The following is a 22,161-nucleotide window of genomic DNA, read 5'->3' on the forward strand; positions in this document are numbered from 1 at the left end:
TTAATGTGCCTCAAGCCAATTGGCTCCCTGGCCCATATCTACGATAAGAGGAACGGATAGTATGGCTGCATTCTCCATCTCCGTTTTTGTAATTTCTTTTACCCTCTCCAGCTCCCGGGGTAATACATCGAAATTCAATTCATCATGAACCTGAAGAATCAGGGCCGACTTTAGCTTCTCTTCTTCGAATACCTCCTGAATCCGGATCATCGCTATCTTAATAATATCCGCAGCAGAACCCTGTATGGGCGAATTAATGGCATTACGTTCGGCATTACCCCGCACCACCGAATTCCTCGAAAGAATATCCGGAAGATAGCGTCTTCTTCCGAACATAGTTTCCACATAACCCTTCTCACGAGCCATCCGGATCGAGGTATCCATGAATTCTTTTACTTTGGGATAACTTTCAAAATATCCATCTATGAGACTTTTTGCTTCCGCCCTGGATATAAGCATTCTCTGCGACAAACCAAAGGCCGATATCCCGTATATGATGCCAAAATTTGCTGTTTTGGCCCGGCTTCGCATCTCCCTGTTAACTTCCTCAGGATCAATCTTATATACTTTAGAGGCCGTCGCTGTATGGATGTCTTCATGACTTACAAAAGCCTGAATCATCTGCTCGTCTCCGCTTAAATGCGCCATCACTCTTAATTCAATCTGAGAATAGTCGGCTGAAAAGAAAACATTTTCCTTTTTTTCCGGTATAAAAGCCCGCCGGATCTCCCTGCCGCGCTCCTCTCTGATTGGTATGTTCTGTAAATTCGGATTTACAGAGGAAAGCCTCCCCGTAGTAACCAGGGCCTGATTAAAAGAAGTGTGTATTTTACCTGTAGAAGGCTTCACAAGCAGGGGAAGTGCACTAACATAAGTGTTTAGTAATTTCTTTAACGATCTATATTCCAACACCTTACCCACCACAGGGTGTTTGTCTTTCAATTGTATCAGAACCTCTTCGCCGGTTGCATACTGCTTGGTTTTCGTTTTCTTGGGATTCTCAACAATTTTCAGTCTCTCGAAGAGTACCTCTCCAAATTGCCTGGGCGAATTGATGTTAAACTCCATGCCCGCCAGTGAAAATATCTGTTGTTCTGTTTCCAGGATATCTTCTCTTAACTTCCTTGCAAAAAGATTCAGAGCCTCTACATCCAGTTTCACTCCATGATGCTCCATCTTCATCAAAACCGGAATGAGGGGCATTTCAATATTCTCGGAAAGCTCATTGAATCCATTATCATGCAGTTCTTTTCTCAGAATCTGAGCCAGCTGCCAGGTAATGTCTGCGTCCTCTCCTGCATATTCACAAGCTTTCTCCGGATCAATGGACCGGAATGATAATTGTCTGTTTCCCTTTTTACCTATCAGAGTTTCTATGCTGATCATGGAATAATTCAGGTATTGCTCTGCCAGCACATTTAAACCATGCTTCTGTTCGGGTTTTAAGATGAAATGTGCAATCATTGTATCAAATAAGAATCCCTTTACATCTATATCATAATTCTTTAAGATGTGAAAATCATACTTTAAATTTTGCCCGATTTTTTCTATCGTTTTATCCGCGAACGGGGCCTTTAATAACTCCAACCATTCCAATATTTCTTCCCGGTCCTCCCCAAATGCAATATAGGCCGCTCTGTTTGCCTCCCAGCTAAATGCAAGACCAACCAGTTCTGCTTCTATCACATCCAGACCGGTTGTCTCGGCATCAAAGCAAAATGATTTTTGACCGGATAACTCCTCAGCCAGCGAAGCAACCTCTTCTTTGGTATTGATCAGCCTGTAATGGTGATCGACCGTTTCAATAGAAGCAAACAAATTTACCCGACTGGCTTCCCTATGTTCAGCAGAATCCCCAAATAGATTTCCCTGTCCGTTCATCGAGGCAGAATAAGCAGGCTCAGGTACTGCTTCATTCGTCGTTCCGGGGGCTTCGGTCCGTGTAGAACCCAACACCCTTCCGGCTAGATTTTTAAACTCCAGTTCATCAAATAAATGAATAAGCTCCTCTTTGTTAAGCTCTTTTCTTATAAGATCATCCAGGGAAATTTGTACGGGTACCTCTAAATAAATGGTAGCAAGTTCTTTTGAAAGCAAAACCTGCTCCCGGGAAGATTCCAGGTTCTCCCTCTGTTTACCCTTTAACTGATCAATATGTTCGTAAACTCCTTCCACGGATCCGAATTGCCCGATCAGCTTCTTGGCTGTTTTTTCACCTACTCCTTTCGCTCCGGGAATATTGTCGGCTGAATCTCCCATTAATGCCAGATAATCAATTACCTGTTCGGGTTGTTCCACGAGGAACTTCTCCCTCACTTCATTTACTCCTATCACTTCAGCTGCTCCTCCTCCTCGCCCTGGCTTATACATAAATATCCGATCCGAAACCAGCTGGGCAAAATCTTTATCAGGAGTCATCATATAGACAACAAAACCCTCTTTCTCTGCATGCTTTGCCATGGTTCCGATTACATCATCCGCCTCATAACCAAGCTCTTCAATAACAGGAATATTGAATCCCTTCACAATTTTCTTAATATATGGAAGGGCCGCTTTGATATCTTCGGGAGTAACATCCCTGTTCGCTTTGTAATCCGGGAACATCCCATGCCTGAAGGTGAGGCCAGGAGGATCAAAAACCACAGCAATGTGTGTGGGATCTTCCTTTCTGAGAATCTCTTCAAGGACCAGAGTAAAACCAAATACGGTTGAAGTCGGCAAGCCCTTTGAATTGGTCATGGGGTTTGAAATAAAGGCATAATAAGCCCGGAAAATCAAGGCATAAGCATCCAGAAGGAACAGTTTTTTTTCCACTACTAAGCTATTTAACTACTGATTATCTGTTAGATACCACTCCGCATAAGAAGTCGCTGTCTCATAGAGTTTAATAGAATACAACTCTACACCGGCAGGAAGAGAGGGACTTAATTTTTCTGCAATATGTATGACCAGGTTTTCACAAGTAGGCTGAAAATCAACGAGATGAACCTTTTCATACATCTCATTAGCCTTTTCTGGAAGAGAGCTCTGCGCATCTCTGTTTATACACAGGGAATGATCGAAGTAATCAACCACCGGTCCTTTAACCATTGCTTTCAGATCCGCAAAGTCGAGGACCATCCCCAACTTGGGATTATCCTTATTTGTTATGGGGGCTCCTGCAACGGTTATGAAAAGCCTGTAGGAATGTCCGTGAATATGCCTGCACAAACCATCATAGTTCTGCAGCGCATGCGCCATTTCGAAATGAAACTCCTTGGTAAGCCTGACTTTGTTCATCATTAAAGGCTAAATTAATCGCATGCACATTCGCTGATACACCTTATCAGAGTACTAAGGTTTTTTCGTTTCAGGTAATAAAGGGTGTTCTTACCTTGCCTCACTGAAGCCAGAATTCCTTTGTCCTTTAAAATACCGAGATGATGAGATGCTGTCGATTGTTCTATTTTCAGCAGATTGTGTATTTCGGTTACATTCAATCGGTTTCCTTCCCCCAGATAACCAAGAATGGCCAGACGCATGGGATGTGAAATTGCTTTGATCATGTTAGCAGCCCGATCAATCTCCTCCGGTTTAAGATCTGAAAACTCCATGTGTGTACTATTGTTTTGCGAATACATATTGATCGAATACAAATATATTAATATTTAAGGTATTTAATATGTTATTCTGCCCCATATAAAAATTAACACGATTCAGCATTCTTTTTTCTACCTTTGAAAATTCTCAATAATTACCAATGATCAATCTGGAGAATATCAAGAAACCCGTGAGCCTTGAAATGAAAGAATTTGATTCTCGTTTCAAATCCGAAGTTTCCAGCAATATTCCTCTATTGACGATGGTAACCCGCTTTGTTCTTCGCCGCAAAGGAAAACAGATGCGCCCGCTGTTTGTGTTCCTTTCTTCCAGGCTGACAGGAGAGATAACCGAGGCCACCTATACGGCAGCCTCCCTGATAGAACTGATGCATACAGCCACCCTGGTCCATGATGATGTGGTGGATGAATCCAACGAACGCCGGGGAATTTTTTCGGTTAATGCTATATGGAAATCAAAAATTGCCGTGCTTTTTGGTGATTACCTTCTTGCCCAGGGCTTATTGCTGGCTGTTGAGAGAAAAAACTACGATTTGCTGGAAATCGTATCTCGCGCCTCCAGAGAGATGAGTGAAGGAGAACTGTTGCAGATTCAAAAATCCCGAAGTCTGAATATCGATATGGAAACCTATTTCGAAGTGATCCGAAAAAAGACTGCCAGTCTGATCGCTTCCTGTACAGCTTGTGGTGCCAAAGCGGCCGGAGCCACCCAGGAAATGGTGGATCGCGTATATGAAATGGGTATTCAAATTGGTATGGCCTTTCAAATTAAGGATGATTTATTTGATTATCAACAACATGGGACAATCGGGAAGCCTACCGGAAACGATATAAAGGATAAGAAATTTACGCTCCCCCTGATTTACGCACTGAATCAGGCAGAGTCCTCCAGGAAAAAGGCAATTATTCGAAAAATAAAAAACGGAAATCGCAGTCAACATGTGGTCAACGAGGTGATACAGTTTGTGAATGAAATGGGGGGAATCGATTTTGCCGTTTCTAAAATGCAGGAATATAAATCAGCCGCCATGGATATCCTTTACACTTTTCCTGATTCTCCGTCGAGAAATTCTCTGCGAGATCTTGTTGAGTTTACAGTTTCCCGAAAAAAATAGATTATTTTTCAAGATTCTGAAAATGTGTCTGTACCAGCCTGGCCCGGGCTAAGCCTATTTCCTCTGAAAGTTGCTTTGCGCTTGCACGTTTTATCCCATCTATGGATTTGAAGCGACGGTATAATTTTTCAATAGAGCGGCTTCCTATTCCTTGAATTTCCTCCAGCTTAGAACGGCTCATGGCTCCTGAACGCTTCAGCCTGTGAAAGCTAATTCCAAATCTGTGTGCCTCATTTCTGAGGTTTTGAATCAATTTTAAGGATTCTGAATTCTTATCTATATATAGCGGAATCTGATCGCCGGGAAAATAGATCTCTTCCAATTTCTTGGCAATTCCCACAATGGCAATTTTATCCCGCAAATTGAGTTTGTCCAGACTACTTAGCGCCGAACTTAACTGTCCCTTTCCCCCATCCACGACAATCAATTGAGGAAGGGGTTTCTGCTCCTCCAACAAGCCTTTATAACGTCTGTAAACAACCTCTTTCATACTCGCGAAATCATCGATTCCCTTTACCTCTTTTATATTGTAGTGCCGGTACTCTTTCTTCAGTGCTCTGCCATTCTTAAAGACCACACAGGCCGCGACAGGATTGCTTCCCTGCATATTGCTATTATCGAAACACTCAATATGTCTGGGCAGGTCCTTCAACCTGAAATCTGCCTGAACAGCTTTCAGAATTCTCTCTGCGGATCCCGGTGGTTTTTTTAAGCTGCTTCTTTTAAATTTTTCCAGCCTATAGCTTTTGGCATTCCTGAGAGACAATCTTAGTAATCTCAGTTTATCGCCTCTCTGGGGAATGACTATTTTCAAATGCGGAAAATACTCCTTCATATCCAGGGGAACAATGATTTCCCGGGAATTGCTCTCCATTCTGGTTCTGATATCTGTGATGGCAAAAGCCAGAATTTCAGCATCTTCTTCATCCAGTTTTTTCCTTATTTCAACGGTGTGTGCCTGAATGACGGCTCCTTTGACAAGCTTGAGAAAATTTACAAAGGCTTCTTTCTCATCGCTAATAATGCTGTATACCTCCACATCATGAATGGAGGAATTTACGATTGTGGATTTACTTTGATACCTGGATAGTATTTCAATTTTCTCTTTAATCTGATTTGCCTCCTCGAAGCGAAAAGCTGTTGCATGACGCTTCATTTCACCCTCCAAATAAGTGATCACATCGTTCAGGTTCCCCTTTATAATGTCCCGAATCTGGCCAATACTCCTTTCATAGTCCTCTTCATTCTGCAATCCGGCGCAAGGCCCTTTACAATTCCCAATATGGTATTCCAGGCAAACTTTAAACCTTCCTGCTTGAATGTTCTTTTCCGTTAATGCGTATTTGCAGGTTCTTAATTGATAAAGTTGCCTAATCAGGTTCAGTAATATTTTTACCGCATAAGCGGATGTATAGGGTCCATAGTATTTTGATCCATCGTTTAGAACTGTTCGCGTGGAAAAGACTCGTGGAAAAGGTTCCTTTTTAATGCAGATCCATGGGAAGGTTTTATCGTCTTTTAGTAAGATATTGTATCGCGGTTGATGCTTTTTAATCAAATTGTTTTCCAATAATAAGGCATCCGATTCACTATCAACGACGATCACTTTGATATCAGTAATCCGGTCAACCAGAACCTTTATCTTGTAAGAATCAAATTTGTTTTTGGTGAAATAGGACGAGACCCGCTTTTTTAAATTCTTGGCTTTCCCGATATATATAATAGTTCCCTTTTTATCATAAAACTGATACACCCCCGGTTGATCAGGAAGTGAATGAAGGATCGAAGAACCGTCAAATTTTTGACTCATTTTAAGCCAAATTATGATGAAATTTCAAGGGCAGGGTCCGTTAGCTAATAAATATGCTCTTCTAAGAGCACTACAAGCACTTAAAAAATTAGAATTTCCAGATCTAAGTGTCTCATCCTTATTGTATTTTCAAGAGCGAGCCATCCCTAATCAGCGAAAGGAATACCATAACATAGAGCTGAATTAATGCCCTTCGAAGCTAATAACCGAAGCCACATCGTAAGTGCCCAGCTTTTTTCTTCCGCCAAGTTCAGGCAGCTCAACCAGGAACAGCACTTTTACAATCTGACCCCCCGCCTCCTCCACCAACTTACATCCCGCCTCCGCGGTTCCTCCGGTTGCCAGCAAATCATCTACCACCACGACCAACTCTCCCGGTTGAACAGCATCCACATGCATTTCCAGTGTATCTTCACCGTACTCCAGCTTGTATTTTATTCCCATTTTCTTGTAAGGAAGCTTTCCCGGCTTTCTCAATAAAGCCACTCCTCCTCCCATTTTTGCCGCCAGTGCTCCGGCTAAAATAAAACCCCTGGCCTCAATTCCAACAAATTTGTTGAAAGCGACAGGCTGCTTTTTTTCGTCGATCAGACAACTTTGCAGCATTTCCAGGGCCAATGAAAAAGCATCTCCATTTTGAAAAACGGTGGTCAGGTCCCGGAAGATGATCCCTGGTTTTGGATAATCAGAAATGGAACGGGTGATTTCCTTCAGTCTAGTTACAGCTTCCTTTTTATTCATAATGCCGAAATTTACAAAAAACGTTCCACGTGGAACTATCTCCCCATATAAATGAGCAGGACACTTATGTCGCTGGGTGAAACTCCGGATATACGCGAAGCCTGGCCAATGGTAGCCGGCTTAATTTTGCTTAACTTCTGCCTCGCCTCAGTAGATATACTTTTTAGACGCTGATAGTCAAAATTCTCATCAAGCTTAATCTTCTCCAGGCGCTTTATCTTAGCGGCCATTTGTTTCTCCCTGGCAATATACCCTTCATACTTAATGGCAATTTCGGCTGCTTCAATAATCTCTCCGGCTCTTTTTCCACAGCTATGTTCAATAATCTTCAAACCTTCAAACTCCGCCATCAATTCATTCAAACGAACCTGAGGCCTTTTGGCCAGTTCAATTAATTTCACCTTTTGTTTCAGGGGGGTGGTTTTATATCGCTTTAAGAAGTCATTAATCTCTTCCGGAGCCACACTATACGATTTCAAATACTCTATCAGGCGATTCACCAACTCTCTTTTGCTCATCAAAAGTTTCATCCGCTCAGGACCAGCTAAACCCAGCCTGGAACTCAGCTCAGTTAGTCTTTCGTCGGCATTGTCCTGCCTTAACAATATTCTAAATTCTGCTCTCGAAGTAAACATCCTGTAAGGTTCATCCACTCCTTTTGTAACCAGGTCATCTATCAATACTCCAATATAAGCCTGGTCCCTACCTAAAACAAACTCCTCATAACCTCGTATTTTAAGGCTTGCATTTATTCCGGCCATCAGGCCCTGTGCCCCTGCCTCTTCATATCCAGTGGTACCATTGACCTGCCCGGCAAAATAGAGGTTCTTCAATCGTTTTGTTTCTAGCGTATGATAAAGTTGGGTGGGGGGATAGTAATCGTATTCTATGGCGTATCCAGGCCTGAATACTTTCACATTCTCCAGCCCTTTAATCTCCAACATCGCCTTGTATTGTACCTCCCAGGGTAAGGAAGAAGAGAATCCATTGATATAGTATTCAATAGTATCTAGTCCCTCGGGCTCCAAAAATAACTGATGCTCCTCTTTCTCCGAAAAAGTGACTATCTTGTCTTCAATACTCGGACAGTAGCGCGGACCAATACTCTGAATGGTTCCATCAAACATGGGGCTGTCTGAAAAACCTTTTTCCAATTCCGAATGAACCGTCAGATTAGTATGCGCAATATAACAGCTTCGGTGGTCCGAATAATCAATTTCATAATCGAGATAACTAAACTTTCTGTTTTCCGTATCTCCGGGCTGCTCCTGCAGTTTTCGAAAATCGATACTCCTTCCATCAATCCTGGCTGGGGTCCCTGTTTTCATCCGACCAATTTCAAAGCCATTTTTAGCAAGTTGTTCGCTTAACCCATGAGAAGGAGAGTCGCCCATTCGCCCCCCTTTCATCTGCACTTTCCCCACATGCATTAGCCCATTTATAAAAGTGCCTGCTGTCAAGACCACCTTCTTTGAACAAAATTCAATGCCCATCACGGTCCTGACCCCCTTAACCCGATCCTCCTCTATAATTAATTCGCTTACCGTATCCTGCCAGAATTCCAGGTTTCCAAGGTTCTCGAGCACTTTTCTCCACTCCAGCGTGAAGAGAGTTCTGTCGCATTGCGCCCTGGGGCTCCACATGGCCGGACCCTTGCTTCTGTTCAGCATCCTAAATTGAATCATGGACCGGTCCGTCACAATGCCGGAATATCCTCCAATTGCGTCTATCTCTCTGATTATTTGACCTTTAGCTACACCACCCATGGCTGGATTACATGACATTTGCGCATATTTTGTCATATCCATGGTGATTAACAGGGTCCTGCTTCCCATATTGGCAGCTGCAGCAGCAGCCTCACATCCTGCATGCCCCGCCCCAACAACAATAACATCGTATTGTGCTTTCATCTTAAACCATTTTCAACCACAAATGTAATGCTTCATTTTCCAATTGATGCATGGTTTTGCGCTCTTGCTCGTTCGCATCCTTATAACCCATCAAATGAATAACTCCATGAATCATTACTCTACGGATTTCTTCCTCCACCTCCGTGTTGAATTTTACTGCATTCTTCCTGACCTGATCAACACTTATAAAGATATCTCCCGATATCTTTTTCCCTTCCGTATAGTCAAAACTTATAACATCTGTGAAATAATTATGGTTTAAATACTCCTGGTTTATGAGTTTGATATGTTTATTCGAAGTAAAGACATAGGCGATATCTCCGCAAACAGCCTGATGCGATTCAATCCACTCTTTAACCCAGCGCTTATGCCGACGTTTTTGACCTAAAGAAAAATCGAGATTTTTTGTATGGAATGTTACGGACACTAGATCCTAAACTTAAGCACCACTATCCTGCCATCTTCGAGATACAGGATCTCATCCGAAAGCCGTTCCATTAAAAAAATACCCCGCCCATTAATTTTTTCCAGATTTTCTGGTGCTGTTGGATCGGGTACGGTGGAATAATCGAATCCTTGTCCCTGGTCCTCAATATGAATCATTAACTCCTTCTGTTCAAAAAGGATTTCAATCTTGACCGTTTTTTGGGGATCGGAATTGTTACCATGAATAATGGCATTATTGGTAGCCTCCATGGTTGCAACCAGAACATTCCCATAAACTTCATCGCTCAAATCAAGCTCAAGCGACAACTCATCTATGGCTTTCTCTACCAGACTCAAGTTTCCAATTTCAGAAGGGATATTCAGATCTTTTCTCATAACAATTCCAATGGACGTTTCTTATACGGTGCCCATTCCCCAAAGGTTCCAAAAATTGTTATTTACTTATCCATTCCGCAGGATTTAGAATTGTCCTTTCCTGCCAGACCTCGAAATGAACAAAGGCCACATTTTCGTCCTCATCTGTAAATGCCTCCCCCAAAGCTTCCTTTGTCAATACTTTATCCCCTGTTTTTACCCGTACGTTTACCAGATTCTGATAGACCGACAGAAACACACCATGCCGGATCAGTACCGTGTAATTTGCACCCAGAATTGCAAAAACCTTCGTAACCTCCCCTTCGAATACAGCCCGTACCATGGTCCCCGGGGTGCTGGTAATATCGACTCCGTTATTCTTTACACTTGAACCTCTTAAACCCGGCAATTCGTGATTTCCGAAGCCAACAGTAATGATACCCTGCTCTACTGGCCAGGGAAGCTTGCCCTTATTATTCCTGAAATCATCTCCAACCAGTTCCTGTTCAGGCGTAAGCGTTGCATAAGCGTTCGCCCCACTACTCTTTCGGGCTTCTTCCTCAATAATCTCACGAATCCGGCTCTCAAGCTCTCTGGCGATCCTCTCCTTCTCTTGTACTTCTTTTCTTAATTGCGCCTCTTTTGTCTTAAGATCGTTTACCAAATCCGCTTCCTGTCCACGTTGAACCACCAACTTACCCTGCTCCTCCTCCTTCTCTTCCAGAGCTTGAATTTTTTCTTTCATCAGCTCATTTAGTTGTCTATTCTTAATATCTAATTCCTCCATGAAAGCCTCAATTTCTTCAGCTTTTTGTTTCCGGTAATCACTGATATACTTTAAATATTTATAACGCTGATATGACTGAGAGATGGTGGCGCCAGCCAGAATATACATCAGTTTTTCATAATCCGTATGATTCCTGTACGCATAATAGATCAAACGTGCATACTCTTCCCTGTTTTTTTTGTTATCTATACTTAACTGAGCAATTATCCCCTCGGTCTCCTGGATTTTCTTGCTTAACATTCCTAGTTCCGATTCCAGTGCAGATATCAATCTGGCCCTGGCGTTAATGCCGTTTTGAAGAAGGCTGAGCTGTTTCACGGAGTTAGATCGCCGGGCCGAGGTCTTTTCCATCAGTTCTTTAGTCAGCTTCAGATCGTCATAGGCTCTTTGCTTCTGAATCTGCAGCTCCTCTTTAGATTGCCCGTAGACAATTCCCGCCATTAAAAAGAATATCCCAATAAAGGCAATGATTATCTTCATCTCAGCTCTGTAAATGAATATTTCCTGGGATTCACCTCCATTTTTACGGCTATGTCCCGGTTAAAGGTAAGGCTTCCGCCTCTTGCCACAATTTCGAATTCCGTAATCATAAAATTCGAATATATTTTAAAGGAATCTTCCCTTCGTTCTCCCATCAAATACCGGTTAGTTTGCTGATGATAGAATTCAAAAATACGCAAATCCAAACCAACCCTGTTCAGGATTATCCTCTTCTTTATCCGTTCTTGATCAAACTCAAAAACAATGCTGTTAAGATGATCATCCCTGGCCATTTCCAGGTGATCGCACAAACAATATGAACAGATCAGGTTCTGCAAATCAGTAAAGTCTACCGGATACTGATACCCCAATCTCCTTTGCAGCGGAGCCCTGTATACAATCTTATCCATACGGTTAATCACCATAATGGAATCTGGCTTTACCGAAGCCCTTAAAATTTCGAATCCACTATTTACAGCAGAAAGATAAATAATCGAATCTCTCTTTGCATAGAGGGTGACATTAACTTCATAGCGCTGCTCATCGAAAGTCAGGATCGCTTCAGCCTTAGTGATCAAAATACTCGTAATACTTTCCTCTTCAATGCAGTTCAGAACCAGGGCCTCCAATCCTTCTAATTCCGGCTTCGCTGGCCTGGGGGCTTCTTTCACAACACCACATTGATAAAGGAATAAAAGTGTAAATATGAAAATCAGGGTTACGGCTTTACTCATACTCCGGGTTTTTTATCCGTTGAATTTTAACTTCTATCTTTTCCCGGTCGCCGCCAAGTATAAGGGCTTTCATATAGTAAGACCTGGCGATCTGATAACTCTTCAGTTTAAGCTGTATATCCCCGGCATGTTCGTTAATTTCCGGATCATTTTCTCCACCTTTATCCAGTGCAGATAATATGTACTGCTCCGCTTCTTCATACAATTCCAGCTTATACAATACCCAGGCATATGTATCTAAAAAAGTGGCATTATCCGGGTTATTTCTTACAACTTCAGCACTCCATTCCCTGGCTTTTTCGAGTTTTTCACCCCGCTCTGCCAGATAATAACTGTAATTATTCATGACCATATAATTCCCGGGATCCTGCCGGATCAGAATCTCAAATAAAGAATCCGATTTTACAAAATCGTCCGTCCTGTAGTAAGCTTCAGCCATAAGCATTTTCGCCTGCGAAGCGTATTCAGGAGAGGAATAATGGTCCGGAGATACATTCTGAAAATTATTGATAAGTAACTGATATTCAGCTGTCTGATATAAGGCCAGGCCTCTGAAAAACCGGATATCGCTGCTATCCGGATACATTTTCAGGGCTTTTCCGGTCATATATATCAGTTCCTCATCCATAGAAGCAGCATTGGCAAGCAATATCGTCTGCATGTAGATATTATAGTTTCCCTTTTGAAGCTCCAGGTAATGTTTCAAATGGGAATAGGCCTTTGCATATTCCTGGTTCTGGATATAGAAGTCGGCTGCAAGCAGGCGAATATCACTTTCATCGGGATGGGTCTCCGTAAAAACATCAATGACCCGGCCTAACTCCTTTGAATATAAGTGAATATGTTCTTCATCAGATAAATAATAAGATAGAATAGCCGTTTTTCTGTTAAGTTCAATCTGATCACTCTGGAAGGATTTAGCCAGATATTTGTAACTGCTTTTAAAGTCTTCCTTCTGGCGGTAATAGTCTGTCAGGTTTGTCAAAGCAAAAATATTAAGACTGTCCACTTCCAGAATTTCCATGTAATACTGAGCGGCAGCATTTTCATCCCCGCTCTTTAAACAAAGCTCGGCAGCCACCACACGAAATTGAATAGCTTCGGGAAATATTGCCAACACTTTTTCAATCTCCTCCCTGGCCAGCTCATATTTCTCCTCACTTTCATAAATAGAAGCTTTTAAGAGGGTAATTTTTTCGCTAAATCCCTTTTCCCTTTCTATTTTTTCCAGGATTCTTCTGGCCTTTCCCTCTCTACCCATACTAAACCAGGTGACAGCAAGCTTGTACTCCCATTCGGTTTTTTCCAGGCTGTATTTGATTTTCTTCTTTAAAATATCGCGAGCTGCCTCATACTCTTTCAATGCTCCAAGGACATTCAGGAAGGCCAATGTATACCATTCGTTCCCCGGATCAATCTCAAAGGCCCTGGCCAGGTTCTTACGGGCAAGTTCCAATTGATTCGTAACCAGATAGATCGATCCCGACTCATAATAGGCTACTGCACAATCGGGTCTATCCTCAATAACCAGATTGTAGAGCTTAACAGCTTCCGCCAAATTTCCCAGATTTTTTTGCTTTACCGCCTCTATAAGGACATACTGATAATCTCTGTTGCTCTCCTGTCCCTGGGAAACAAAAGCCAGGGAAAACCATACACCCATCCATATGCCAACAAGCACCTCTCTCTTCATCCTTTTACTATTTAGTGCCAGTATGACCAAATCCCCCAGCTCCACGCGCTGAATCATCCAGTGTTCCGACCTGTTTCCATTGTATTGTTTCTACCTTATTAATAACCATCTGGCATATACGCTCTCCATTTTCGACAACAAAATCTTCCGCCGACAAATTTACCAGAATGATCCCGATTTCACCCCTGTAATCAGCATCAATAGTCCCCGGAGTATTTAGCACAGAAATTCCATTTTTAAGGGCTAATCCGCTCCTCGGTCTTATTTGAGCCTCGTATCCTTCCGGCAATTCGATGTACAATCCCGTGGGAATTAGCCTTCGCTCCAGGGATTTTAAAATCACTGCTTCCCTCAGATTTGCACGAAGGTCCATCCCCGCCGAACTGGATGTACTGTAATCCGGAAGAGGATTACCGGAGCTGTTTACAATCTTCACTTCCATTAATCTTGACCTTTTTTATATTGATTAAATGTCGATCTCTCTCCCCATACTACTACAATACTAAAAACCACTAAGAGCAATAAGGCCCATAAATTCGCAGGACCCCCCGTTTTCTGTAAAAATAGTTCACTGAACAAATATATAAACAGGGCCAGAAAGATATATCCCATGAGTCGTCCTGTCCGGTAAGGTATTGCATAATGTTTTCTCGACCATAAATATGAAATGATTACCATGGTGCTGTAGCAGAACAGATGTGCCCAGGCAGAGGCCACATAACCATATCTGGGAATAAACAGCATATTAACAGTCACCGTAATTATAGCCCCCAGTATGACAAGAACGGCTCCGAAATGTGTTTTATTGGTCAGTTTATACCATATAGACAAGTTAAAAAAGATACCCATCACCAGATTAGCCAGGAGCACCACCGGAACAATCTCGACTCCCTCCCGGAAATCGGCACCAATAAAAAGAATAAAATAATCGAGGTAGAGATTAACCAGAAGGAAAATAAATAATCCCGCCACTACAAAAAACATCATCACATCTGCATATAGCTTTTTTGCATCCTTCTCTCCGGATTTTGAAAAGAAAAAAGGTTCGGCAGCATATTTAAACATCTGCACAAAAAGAGTCATTAGCACTGCCAGTTTGTAGTTTGCCCCGTAAATACCCAGCTGTTCCATGGGATTCTGTTCCAGAGGAATCAAGTGTTTTAACAGAATCCGGTCCAGGGCTTCATTAATGGTCCCCGCCAATCCGGCTATAAGCAGGGGGTAAGAATATCTGAGAATCTCTTTGAAGAGTTTCCGGTCAAATACGGCCCGAAAGGCCGCCAGCATTTCCGGGACCAGCAATATAAGTTTTAAGGCGGAGGCAATCAGGTTAGAGAGCAAAACATACCCTACCCCTACGTTTTTATTATAGATCATAGTTACAAACTCCGATTCGGTATGCCGGGGGCAATAGTGCAGAAAAAACAGATTCAGTCCGATATTCACAGAAACTTCTGCAATACGGATCAATGCATATTTAATGGGCTGGTTCCTTAAGCGGATTCTGGCAAAAGGAATGGTAGTAAAAGCATCAACACCTACAATAACTGCCAGCCATTTGATGTATTCAGGATGCGCCGCATAACCAATGGCAGAACTTATGGGGCCCGACCAGAAGAGGACACTCAGGATAAAAAGCAGGGAGCTGACAAAGAGGGAACTGATTACTGTACTGTATACTTTATCCTTCTGCTTTGAATTGCTGGCATAGCGGAAATACCCCGTCTCCATCCCGTAGGTAAGAATCACCAGAAGAAATACTACATAAGCATAAAGTTCTGTGATAATTCCGTAGGTAGCCTTTTCAAATATCCTTGTATAAAAAGGTGTAAGCAACAAGTAGTTGAGCAAGCGCGGCAGCACAATTCCAAGTCCGTAGACGGCTGTCTGCCCGAATAATTGTTTTATGGGATTTTTCAAAATACAGGCAAGCTTTCTGCAAAAGTAGCATTATCCAGCCTGCCGGTTACACGTCGGACGATTTTTTATTGAATAGCAAATAACCAAAACTGAGCTGAAAAATCCACGGATTCTCTTCATCTGTAATATAACCCAGGTGTAAAGACACGGGGCCTGCTACCGAAACAAAATTAAGGGATCCGTGAAACATGGTTTTCATGCTCTTGAAGTAATTCCCGAAATAAGCTTCATTGTTCACCTCCCCCAGTATTATCTCCTGCACGGGAAAATACGCATAAGCCTCCACTTTGGCATGAAGCTGCTTTGTGAAATTGTATACGGGTATCAGTCCCGCTGCCAGAAACTGATGCGCTCTGTAGTGTTCCATAAACAGTCCTTTGGTAACCATGTTCGGCTGAAACACAGGAGCATCAATAATCGTTGAAAAGTAGTTGCTCAAAAGAGGCTTAAAAGTGGCTTCAGCCTGAAAATAGTATCCGAGTGTAAAAGAGGAGGTGAGGGGGACAAATCCATGGTTTTTGATACTGGCCGAAAACCAATAGAAACTTTTTCTTTTACTGATTTCTTCCTCTGCCGTAGAGCCGGGATAATAGGACTCGGCTCCGTACCCGGCCCTGAGTGCCAGAATTCTCTGTGTCCCTTCAGTAGCAAATTGTTTGTTATTCAGCGTGTTTCTATCACTGGCCATGTAAACTGAAACCTTGTTCACATTGGACACCTCCGAGGTATCCGTGGAAGAGAAGTCTTTGTTCATGTAATAAATCTCGCGGTTCCTTCCGATCCCGACTCCGCTTTTAATAATACCGTTGATCTGGTAAGGAAAGCCCACGTCAAATCTGAAATTGATTTCATCCTCTGTGAGATAGGAGGGCTTCAGGTCCTCAAAAAAGAAATTGGTGTTATAGCTGTTGTATTCATACCCATTGTAGCTGAAGTTCCCCTGGAAAAAAAGGGGCCTCCTTGCCGGATAATCAAATCTGAAACCCAGGTTTACACCATCGTAAAAGCGTCCGAATTGAATGCTTCCCTTCAGGTGTGTACTTAGCTCTGATATCTGTCTGTAACTGAAACCCAGATAGGTTTGAGCCAGTCCGGTTGTAGAAAAGAAAAGACCAAACCTGGCTTCCAGCGGGGCCTGGGGAATTACCCGGAGGTTCATGGTAAACAGGCTGTCTTCCGGCTTATACACGGCATGTGGATAAATATAAAAGAGACTTTTATCATTGGACAGCTTCAGGTATTCCTGCTTCACTTCGCTTATATCGAGAATTGAATCCGCTTTTCTGATGCTCTGTTCCACATAATACTTCTGGTGCTCATTTAATCCCTCTATTTCAAATTCATTAAAACGAAGTTCCGGAAAACTGTTTACAAAAGCCGCCCTTTTAAGGTTCAGGGAAAGGGTATCCTCCGCTTTCCGGCTAATCAATAATTTAATACTATCCATTTTCGCCATGGCCGTATTGTAACCCAACTCTACAAATTCATCCAGTTTATCGAATGAAAGCAGAGATTCCTTCTTAAAATCCATATCGAGCAAGATCCCTTTTTCCGAATCAATTTTATAGTTCGAGGGCTTCATGACGATATTCTCTATCTGAGCCAGAATATCAAATTCATCGGGCGGGGTATTGCCCTCGGCGGCCTTGCTTCCAATGATGATATCCGGATGAAAATGTTCCTCTACGTGTTGAACCGGAAAATTGTTATAGATACCTCCATCATATAGTATATTTCCGTCGATCACAATGGGACGAAAGTAAAGAGGAACGGTCATGGAAGCCCGGACTGCCTGAGAAAGATCTCCCTTTCTGAAAACAATTTCGCGGTTGTTGCTGATATCCACAGCATTACATAAAAACGGAATAAACAGACTGTCAAAATCATACCCGGCTGCTGCGCTGGCCCTGGAAAAAATTTCCATAAATGCAAAATCCATCAGGTGATTGGGGATCACGCTCAGGGGTAATCTTGTTTTTGGAACCGTATCCTTCAAATCGATTCCAATATTGAGAATGTCAGGAGCGGGATCTTCTGCTTTAAAATAGTATTTATGCTCCTCTTCCAATACACCACTCATCCAATACCCAAAATCATCCGACCGGATGATCTCCATGATCTCCCCGGTCGTCATTCCCATGGCATAAGAGGCGCCCACAATGGCTCCCATGGAGGTTCCTCCTATAAAATCTATAGGGATCCTGTTCTCTTCCAAAGCTTTAATTACTCCGATATGTGCCAATCCCTTGGATCCTCCCCCGCTAAGTACAAGACCAACCGACTGACCTGTCGCCATAAACGGCAACAAAGCAATCAGGCCGAGTATGAAATACTTTTTCAACATTCCTTTTATCTTTACAGGATTAATCTATTTTAAAAATACATCAAATATGATGAAGAATGGTCTGTTGGTCCTGATTGTTTCCGCGCTAATGCTTTTCTTTTTTCAAGCATTTCCCGTCACGGCACAGGAAATCCAGGATGAACAAAAAATAAAAATAGAGACCTCGTCGGGCACTATGCTTATTAAGCTATATAACGAAACTCCCGCACACCGCGACAATATGATTAAGTTGATCAAAGAGGGCTTTTATAAGGACCAGCTTTTCCACCGGGTTATAAAAGATTTTATGATCCAGGGAGGAGATCCTCATTCCGCAGGTGCAAAAAAGGGACAGCGACTGGGTTCGGGCGGACCTGGATATACAATACCCGCTGAATTCCATCCGGCTCTTATCCATAAAAAAGGAGCCCTGGCAGCTGCCAGAAAAGGAGACGCTGAAAACCCGGAACAGGCTTCATCGGGCTCCCAGTTTTACCTGGTTCAGGGAAGGGTCTTCCTGCCTGAGGAACTCCGTATTCTTAGCCAAAGGGGCCTGACAACCTTCACAGAAGAGAGCTCGGAAATATACACCAGTCTGGGAGGTACTCCTCACCTGGACGGTGCCTATACTGTTTTTGGAGAAGTCGTAGAAGGGCTTGATGTTCTTGATTCCATCGCCAATCAAGCAACAGATGCCTACAACCGTCCTCTGGAAGATGTCGTCTATTCGATTTCACTGGTAAAATAATCAGGATTATTATACTTTTGCTTCTCTAATTCAATCAGCAATGCTTCAAAAAATTGAGCGACTCCTTGAAGAGGCCGGAGAGTTCAGGGCCGATACCAGGGAAGAGGTGGAACAATTCCGGATCAAATACCTCAGTAAAAAGGGTGTTCTTTCGGAATTGTTCAGAAGTTTTAAAGAGCTTCCGGCCGGTGAGAAGAAAGAGGTGGGTCAGAAGATCAATCAACTGAAGCAGTTTATTAGTGACAGAATAGACTCTCTGCTGGAGGGTATTCCTGAAGATACTGATAAGGAGGACCGCCGGGACCTAACCCTGCCCGGACCCCCGATCCTTTCTGGTGCAAGGCATCCCATCTCCATCGTAAGAAATGAAATCATTTCCATCTTTGGAAGGCTGGGCTATACCATTTCAGAAGGTCCGGAAATTGAAGATGACTGGCATGTTTTCTCTTCTCTGAATTTTCCTCCGGAACATCCGGCACGTGACATGCAGGACACTTTTTTTATCGAAAAAGATCCGGATATCCTGCTCCGGACCCACACCTCCTCCGTGCAGGTCCGGGTGATGGAAAAAGAGTCTCTTCCCATACGAACCATCTCTCCGGGCCGGGTTTTCAGAAATGAAGCCATCTCAGCCCGGGCACATTGTATTTTTCACCAGGTGGAAGGTCTTTATATTGATGAGAACGTTTCTTTTGCCGACCTGAAACAGACGCTGCTCCATTTCGCCCGGGAAATGTTCGGTAAAAGTGTGGAGATTCGCCTGCGCCCTTCCTACTTTCCTTTCACGGAACCATCCGCAGAGATGGATATAAGCTGCCAGATTTGTGGGGGCAGTGGATGTAATGTATGTAAATACACCGGCTGGCTGGAGATCCTCGGTTGTGGAATGGTCGATCCGAATGTGCTGGAATACAACAATATTGACTCTTTTAAATACACAGGCTTTGCCTTTGGCATGGGCATCGAGCGGGTTGCTATGCTAAAATACCAGGTAAAAGACCTAAGGCTCTATTTTGAAAATGATATTCGCTTTCTGGAGCAATTTAAAGCGGCCTATTAATTTTTTTTCTTCATCCGGTCTATTCTTCCAGGATAATTTCATAAGTAATGGGAAAGGCCTTGCTGTAATTGGCCGAAACACCACAGTATTTAGTTGTTGAGAGAGTTACTGCTTTTTCCACGCTTTCCCGGCTGATCTCCTTTCCTTTAAACCGGTATATCACCTTCATCCCTAAAAATCTCCTGGGATGATCTTCTGAGATATTACCCTCCACATCCACGGAAAATTCATCAAACTCCACCTTCATTTTTCTAAGTATGGCTGCAACATCCATGGCCGTACAGCCAGCCAGGGCCACCATCATTAAAGGTTTCGGCCTCGGACCGGTATTCTTTCCACCATGTTCCATGGATGAATCCATATAAACCTTATGCCCGTCTACTTCCGATTCAAATGCCAGGTCGCTGAGCCATGTAGTTGTGATTGTTTCTTTCATTGTTCTGTTTTGCAATTGATATTTATTTAATTTTGAAAATTACACAATTCCATGATGGATGACAATCTTTTTGATTTAAGCTGTGATTCCTGCGCTCTCCGTACAAATTCTCTTTTTCGGCACCTGCTGGAGCCAGAGCTTCAGGAGATAATGCTTAACAAGATAACAGAAAGTTACAAAAGAGCTTCGATCGTCTACCGGGAAGGAAACCGCATGAAAGGATTTTGCTGTGTCCGGTCCGGAATTATAAAAGTATTTAAAACCGGATTTGACGGAAAAGAACAAATCATCCGCTTTGCCAAACCGGGTGACATTATTGGCTACCGTTCAGTGGTAAGTGATGAACCGGCGTGCACGACTACGGAGGTAATCGAAGATGCTGTCCTTTGTCATATCCCTACGGAGATATTACTTAAGCTGGTTAAGAATAATGGAAATTTTGCAGTAGAGTTAATGAAATTAACCTGTAAGGAACTGGGTGAAGCCAACTCCTATATTACCGACATCGCACAAAAAACGGTGAAGGAGAGGCTGGCGGAAATCCTGATCCACCTGGAAGGTGAATTTGGAGAAGACTCACAGGGGGTACTTAAAATATCATTGACCCGTGAGGAACTTTCCAATATCGTCGGAACGGCCACAGAATCTATTATCAGGCTATTATCGGAATTTAAATCCGGGGGTTACATTGAAATAAACGGCAGGAAAATAAAAATCCTGGACAAGCCAGGATTGAAGTATATTGCAAATATTTAGCCGGGAAAATCAGTCCACTATTTTGTTTATGACAATATGGGCAAACAGGCCACCGATGATCAGAACCAGGCTAAGTAAAAGATATCCATTTGTTTGAACTCCCATGAAGACCACAATACCTAAAAAGATTACACCGATCAGTATAACCAACAGTCCTGCATTCTTTAGTAAATTTTGTAACATAATTGCTTCCGTTTCAGTTCCTCACAAATATATATAAAATATCAAAATAAAAAGTTCTGCTTATCTGTATATTTCCCAAGGTGTACATATGCATTTTTGGTAACTTCTCTGCCCCGGGATGTTCTTTTTATATATCCCTCCTTGATCAGAAAAGGTTCATAGACTTCCTCGATGGTGCCAGCTTCTTCTCCAACAGCTGTAGCTATGGTATTTAATCCAACCGGTCCACCCTGAAATTTATCGATAATTGTTAAAAGAATTTTATTATCCATTTCGTCCAGCCCGGAGCGATCAATATTCAATGCATCCAGTCCGAACCTGGTGATCTCCATATCTATGATCCCGCTTCCTTTCACCTGGGCAAAATCTCTGATTCGTCGCAACAGGGCATTGGCAATTCGGGGCGTCCCTCTGCTCCTGGAGGCAATTTCCTTAGCGGCATCATCACGAATCTCCACTTTAATTATCCCGGAAGACCTTTTCACAATACCTGTAAGTATTTCCGCATCATAATATTCAAGCAGAGACTTTATTCCAAACCTGGCCCTCAGCGGACCCGTTAACAATCCGGATCTGGTGGTGGCTCCAATTAAGGTAAATGGCTGGAGATTTAACTGCACGGAACGTGCGGCAGGCCCTTTATCAATCATGATATCTATGCAGTAATCCTCCATGGCCGAATAGAGGTACTCCTCCACTATAGGAGAAAGCCGGTGGATCTCATCAATAAAAAGAACATCTCCTTCCTCCAGACCCGTCAGTAAGCCAGCCAGATCGCCGGGTTTATCGAGTACGGGCCCGGAAGTAATTTTAATACCCACCTCCATTTCGTTGGCAATAATATGAGCCAGGGTTGTTTTTCCCAGGCCCGGAGGTCCGTGCAGGAGCACATGATCCAGCGCTTCATCCCGTAATCTGGCCGCCTTCACAAATATTTTCAGATTCTCGACGATTTTCTTCTGTCCGTCAAAATCTGAGAAAACCGTAGGTCTTAACCGGGCTTCTACCTCCGGATCAATTTCGGATATATTTTTATCCCTGAATTCAAAATCGTCTGCCATACCC

The 22,161-nt window shown here is 42.9% G+C and carries 19 protein-coding genes; 4 read left to right on the top strand and 15 right to left on the bottom strand.

Features of this window, described 5'->3' with window-relative positions; genetic code table 11:
• Together polA and P1P86_09890 are read right to left on the bottom strand one after the other, a co-directional pair.
• Positions 1 to 2,814 carry a DNA polymerase I gene (gene polA / locus P1P86_09885; GenBank protein MDF1575484.1) on the bottom strand — a complete coding sequence of 938 codons (2,814 nt, stop codon included), beginning with the start codon at positions 2,812 to 2,814 and terminating at the stop codon, positions 1 to 3.
• Between the two features lie 15 nt (positions 2,815 to 2,829).
• Positions 2,830 to 3,279 carry a 6-carboxytetrahydropterin synthase gene (locus P1P86_09890; GenBank protein MDF1575485.1) on the bottom strand — a complete coding sequence of 150 codons (450 nt, stop codon included), beginning with the start codon at positions 3,277 to 3,279 and terminating at the stop codon, positions 2,830 to 2,832.
• 460 nt (positions 3,280 to 3,739) lie between these two features.
• Here P1P86_09890 and P1P86_09895 point away from each other — a divergent pair, with 460 nt between their 5' ends.
• Positions 3,740 to 4,714, top strand: coding sequence for a polyprenyl synthetase family protein (locus P1P86_09895; GenBank protein ID MDF1575486.1), 975 nt, complete (start codon positions 3,740 to 3,742; stop codon positions 4,712 to 4,714).
• Between the two features lies 1 nt (position 4,715).
• On the opposite strand, the gene uvrC is transcribed toward P1P86_09895, so the two are convergent.
• From uvrC to P1P86_09950, 11 genes are all read right to left on the bottom strand, one after another.
• Positions 4,716 to 6,524, bottom strand: a complete 1,809-nt coding sequence (uvrC, locus tag P1P86_09900) for an excinuclease ABC subunit UvrC (GenBank protein MDF1575487.1) — start codon at positions 6,522 to 6,524, stop codon at positions 4,716 to 4,718.
• Between the two features lie 183 nt (positions 6,525 to 6,707).
• Entirely contained in the window at positions 6,708 to 7,265 is a 558-nt protein-coding gene (locus P1P86_09905) for an adenine phosphoribosyltransferase (GenBank protein ID MDF1575488.1), read from the bottom strand.
• Between the two features lie 35 nt (positions 7,266 to 7,300).
• Positions 7,301 to 9,175 carry a tRNA uridine-5-carboxymethylaminomethyl(34) synthesis enzyme MnmG gene (gene mnmG / locus P1P86_09910; GenBank protein MDF1575489.1) on the bottom strand — a complete coding sequence of 625 codons (1,875 nt, stop codon included), beginning with the start codon at positions 9,173 to 9,175 and terminating at the stop codon, positions 7,301 to 7,303.
• Between the two features lies 1 nt (position 9,176).
• A complete protein-coding gene (gene ybeY, locus P1P86_09915) occupies positions 9,177 to 9,602 on the bottom strand; it encodes an rRNA maturation RNase YbeY (protein MDF1575490.1) in 426 nt (141 codons plus the stop codon).
• On the bottom strand, positions 9,602 to 9,997 hold the full coding sequence (locus P1P86_09920; GenBank protein MDF1575491.1) for an ATP-binding protein: 396 nt from the start codon (positions 9,995 to 9,997) through the stop codon (positions 9,602 to 9,604). Before P1P86_09920 ends, ybeY begins: the two co-directional genes overlap by 1 nt.
• 58 nt (positions 9,998 to 10,055) lie before the next feature.
• Entirely contained in the window at positions 10,056 to 11,243 is a 1,188-nt protein-coding gene (locus P1P86_09925; GenBank protein ID MDF1575492.1) for a peptidoglycan DD-metalloendopeptidase family protein, read from the bottom strand.
• Entirely contained in the window at positions 11,240 to 11,977 is a 738-nt protein-coding gene (locus tag P1P86_09930; GenBank protein MDF1575493.1) for a DUF4292 domain-containing protein, read from the bottom strand. The genes P1P86_09925 and P1P86_09930 overlap by 4 nt, the downstream gene beginning before the upstream one ends.
• Positions 11,970 to 13,670, bottom strand: coding sequence for a tetratricopeptide repeat protein (locus P1P86_09935; protein ID MDF1575494.1), 1,701 nt, complete (start codon positions 13,668 to 13,670; stop codon positions 11,970 to 11,972). The genes P1P86_09930 and P1P86_09935 overlap by 8 nt, the downstream gene beginning before the upstream one ends.
• 7 nt (positions 13,671 to 13,677) lie before the next feature.
• Positions 13,678 to 14,112: a dUTP diphosphatase gene (dut, locus tag P1P86_09940; GenBank protein ID MDF1575495.1), complete on the bottom strand. Its 435-nt coding sequence runs from the start codon at positions 14,110 to 14,112 to the stop codon at positions 13,678 to 13,680.
• On the bottom strand, positions 14,112 to 15,590 hold the full coding sequence (locus tag P1P86_09945; protein ID MDF1575496.1) for an oligosaccharide flippase family protein: 1,479 nt from the start codon (positions 15,588 to 15,590) through the stop codon (positions 14,112 to 14,114). Before P1P86_09945 ends, dut begins: the two co-directional genes overlap by 1 nt.
• 46 nt (positions 15,591 to 15,636) lie before the next feature.
• Positions 15,637 to 17,934 (bottom strand): patatin-like phospholipase family protein, encoded by a 2,298-nt coding sequence (locus P1P86_09950; protein ID MDF1575497.1) that lies wholly within the window; start codon positions 17,932 to 17,934, stop codon positions 15,637 to 15,639.
• Between the two features lie 46 nt (positions 17,935 to 17,980).
• Between P1P86_09950 and P1P86_09955 the strand changes: the two genes are divergently transcribed.
• Positions 17,981 to 18,661 carry a peptidylprolyl isomerase gene (locus P1P86_09955; protein ID MDF1575498.1) on the top strand — a complete coding sequence of 227 codons (681 nt, stop codon included), beginning with the start codon at positions 17,981 to 17,983 and terminating at the stop codon, positions 18,659 to 18,661.
• A gap of 40 nt (positions 18,662 to 18,701) precedes the next feature.
• Entirely contained in the window at positions 18,702 to 19,721 is a 1,020-nt protein-coding gene (pheS, locus tag P1P86_09960; GenBank protein MDF1575499.1) for a phenylalanine--tRNA ligase subunit alpha, read from the top strand.
• Positions 19,722 to 19,740: 19 nt separating this feature from the next.
• Here the strand turns inward: pheS and P1P86_09965 are convergent, their stop codons facing one another.
• Positions 19,741 to 20,157, bottom strand: a complete 417-nt coding sequence (locus P1P86_09965) for an OsmC family protein (protein MDF1575500.1) — start codon at positions 20,155 to 20,157, stop codon at positions 19,741 to 19,743.
• A gap of 150 nt (positions 20,158 to 20,307) precedes the next feature.
• Between P1P86_09965 and P1P86_09970 the strand changes: the two genes are divergently transcribed.
• Positions 20,308 to 20,913: a Crp/Fnr family transcriptional regulator gene (locus P1P86_09970; protein ID MDF1575501.1), complete on the top strand. Its 606-nt coding sequence runs from the start codon at positions 20,308 to 20,310 to the stop codon at positions 20,911 to 20,913.
• Positions 20,914 to 21,137: 224 nt separating this feature from the next.
• On the opposite strand, the gene ruvB is transcribed toward P1P86_09970, so the two are convergent.
• Complete coding sequence (gene ruvB / locus P1P86_09975; protein MDF1575502.1) at positions 21,138 to 22,157, bottom strand: Holliday junction branch migration DNA helicase RuvB; 1,020 nt, start codon at positions 22,155 to 22,157, stop codon at positions 21,138 to 21,140.
• Positions 22,158 to 22,161: the final 4 nt, after the last annotated feature.

The organism is Bacteroidales bacterium, assembly GCA_029210725.1.
Taxonomy (GTDB): Bacteria; Bacteroidota; Bacteroidia; order Bacteroidales.

What these genes read in the sequence shown, in the direction of transcription:
- P1P86_09920 (MDF1575491.1), bottom strand. Translation starts at nt 9,997, where the DNA reads ATGAGAAAAGATCTGAATATCCCTTCTGAAATTGGAAACTTGAGTCTG.
- mnmG (MDF1575489.1), bottom strand. Translation starts at nt 9,175, where the DNA reads ATGAAAGCACAATACGATGTTATTGTTGTTGGGGCGGGGCATGCAGGA.
- P1P86_09965 (MDF1575500.1), bottom strand. Translation starts at nt 20,157, where the DNA reads ATGAAAGAAACAATCACAACTACATGGCTCAGCGACCTGGCATTTGAA.
- P1P86_09925 (MDF1575492.1), bottom strand. Translation starts at nt 11,243, where the DNA reads ATGAAGATAATCATTGCCTTTATTGGGATATTCTTTTTAATGGCGGGA.
- pheS (MDF1575499.1), top strand. Translation starts at nt 18,702, where the DNA reads ATGCTTCAAAAAATTGAGCGACTCCTTGAAGAGGCCGGAGAGTTCAGG.
- P1P86_09930 (MDF1575493.1), bottom strand. Translation starts at nt 11,977, where the DNA reads ATGAGTAAAGCCGTAACCCTGATTTTCATATTTACACTTTTATTCCTT.
- P1P86_09905 (MDF1575488.1), bottom strand. Translation starts at nt 7,265, where the DNA reads ATGAATAAAAAGGAAGCTGTAACTAGACTGAAGGAAATCACCCGTTCC.
- ruvB (MDF1575502.1), bottom strand. Translation starts at nt 22,157, where the DNA reads ATGGCAGACGATTTTGAATTCAGGGATAAAAATATATCCGAAATTGAT.
- P1P86_09955 (MDF1575498.1), top strand. Translation starts at nt 17,981, where the DNA reads ATGATGAAGAATGGTCTGTTGGTCCTGATTGTTTCCGCGCTAATGCTT.
- P1P86_09950 (MDF1575497.1), bottom strand. Translation starts at nt 17,934, where the DNA reads ATGTTGAAAAAGTATTTCATACTCGGCCTGATTGCTTTGTTGCCGTTT.
- dut (MDF1575495.1), bottom strand. Translation starts at nt 14,112, where the DNA reads ATGGAAGTGAAGATTGTAAACAGCTCCGGTAATCCTCTTCCGGATTAC.
- P1P86_09970 (MDF1575501.1), top strand. Translation starts at nt 20,308, where the DNA reads ATGCTTAACAAGATAACAGAAAGTTACAAAAGAGCTTCGATCGTCTAC.
- P1P86_09895 (MDF1575486.1), top strand. Translation starts at nt 3,740, where the DNA reads ATGATCAATCTGGAGAATATCAAGAAACCCGTGAGCCTTGAAATGAAA.
- P1P86_09935 (MDF1575494.1), bottom strand. Translation starts at nt 13,670, where the DNA reads ATGAAGAGAGAGGTGCTTGTTGGCATATGGATGGGTGTATGGTTTTCC.
- uvrC (MDF1575487.1), bottom strand. Translation starts at nt 6,524, where the DNA reads ATGAGTCAAAAATTTGACGGTTCTTCGATCCTTCATTCACTTCCTGAT.
- P1P86_09890 (MDF1575485.1), bottom strand. Translation starts at nt 3,279, where the DNA reads ATGAACAAAGTCAGGCTTACCAAGGAGTTTCATTTCGAAATGGCGCAT.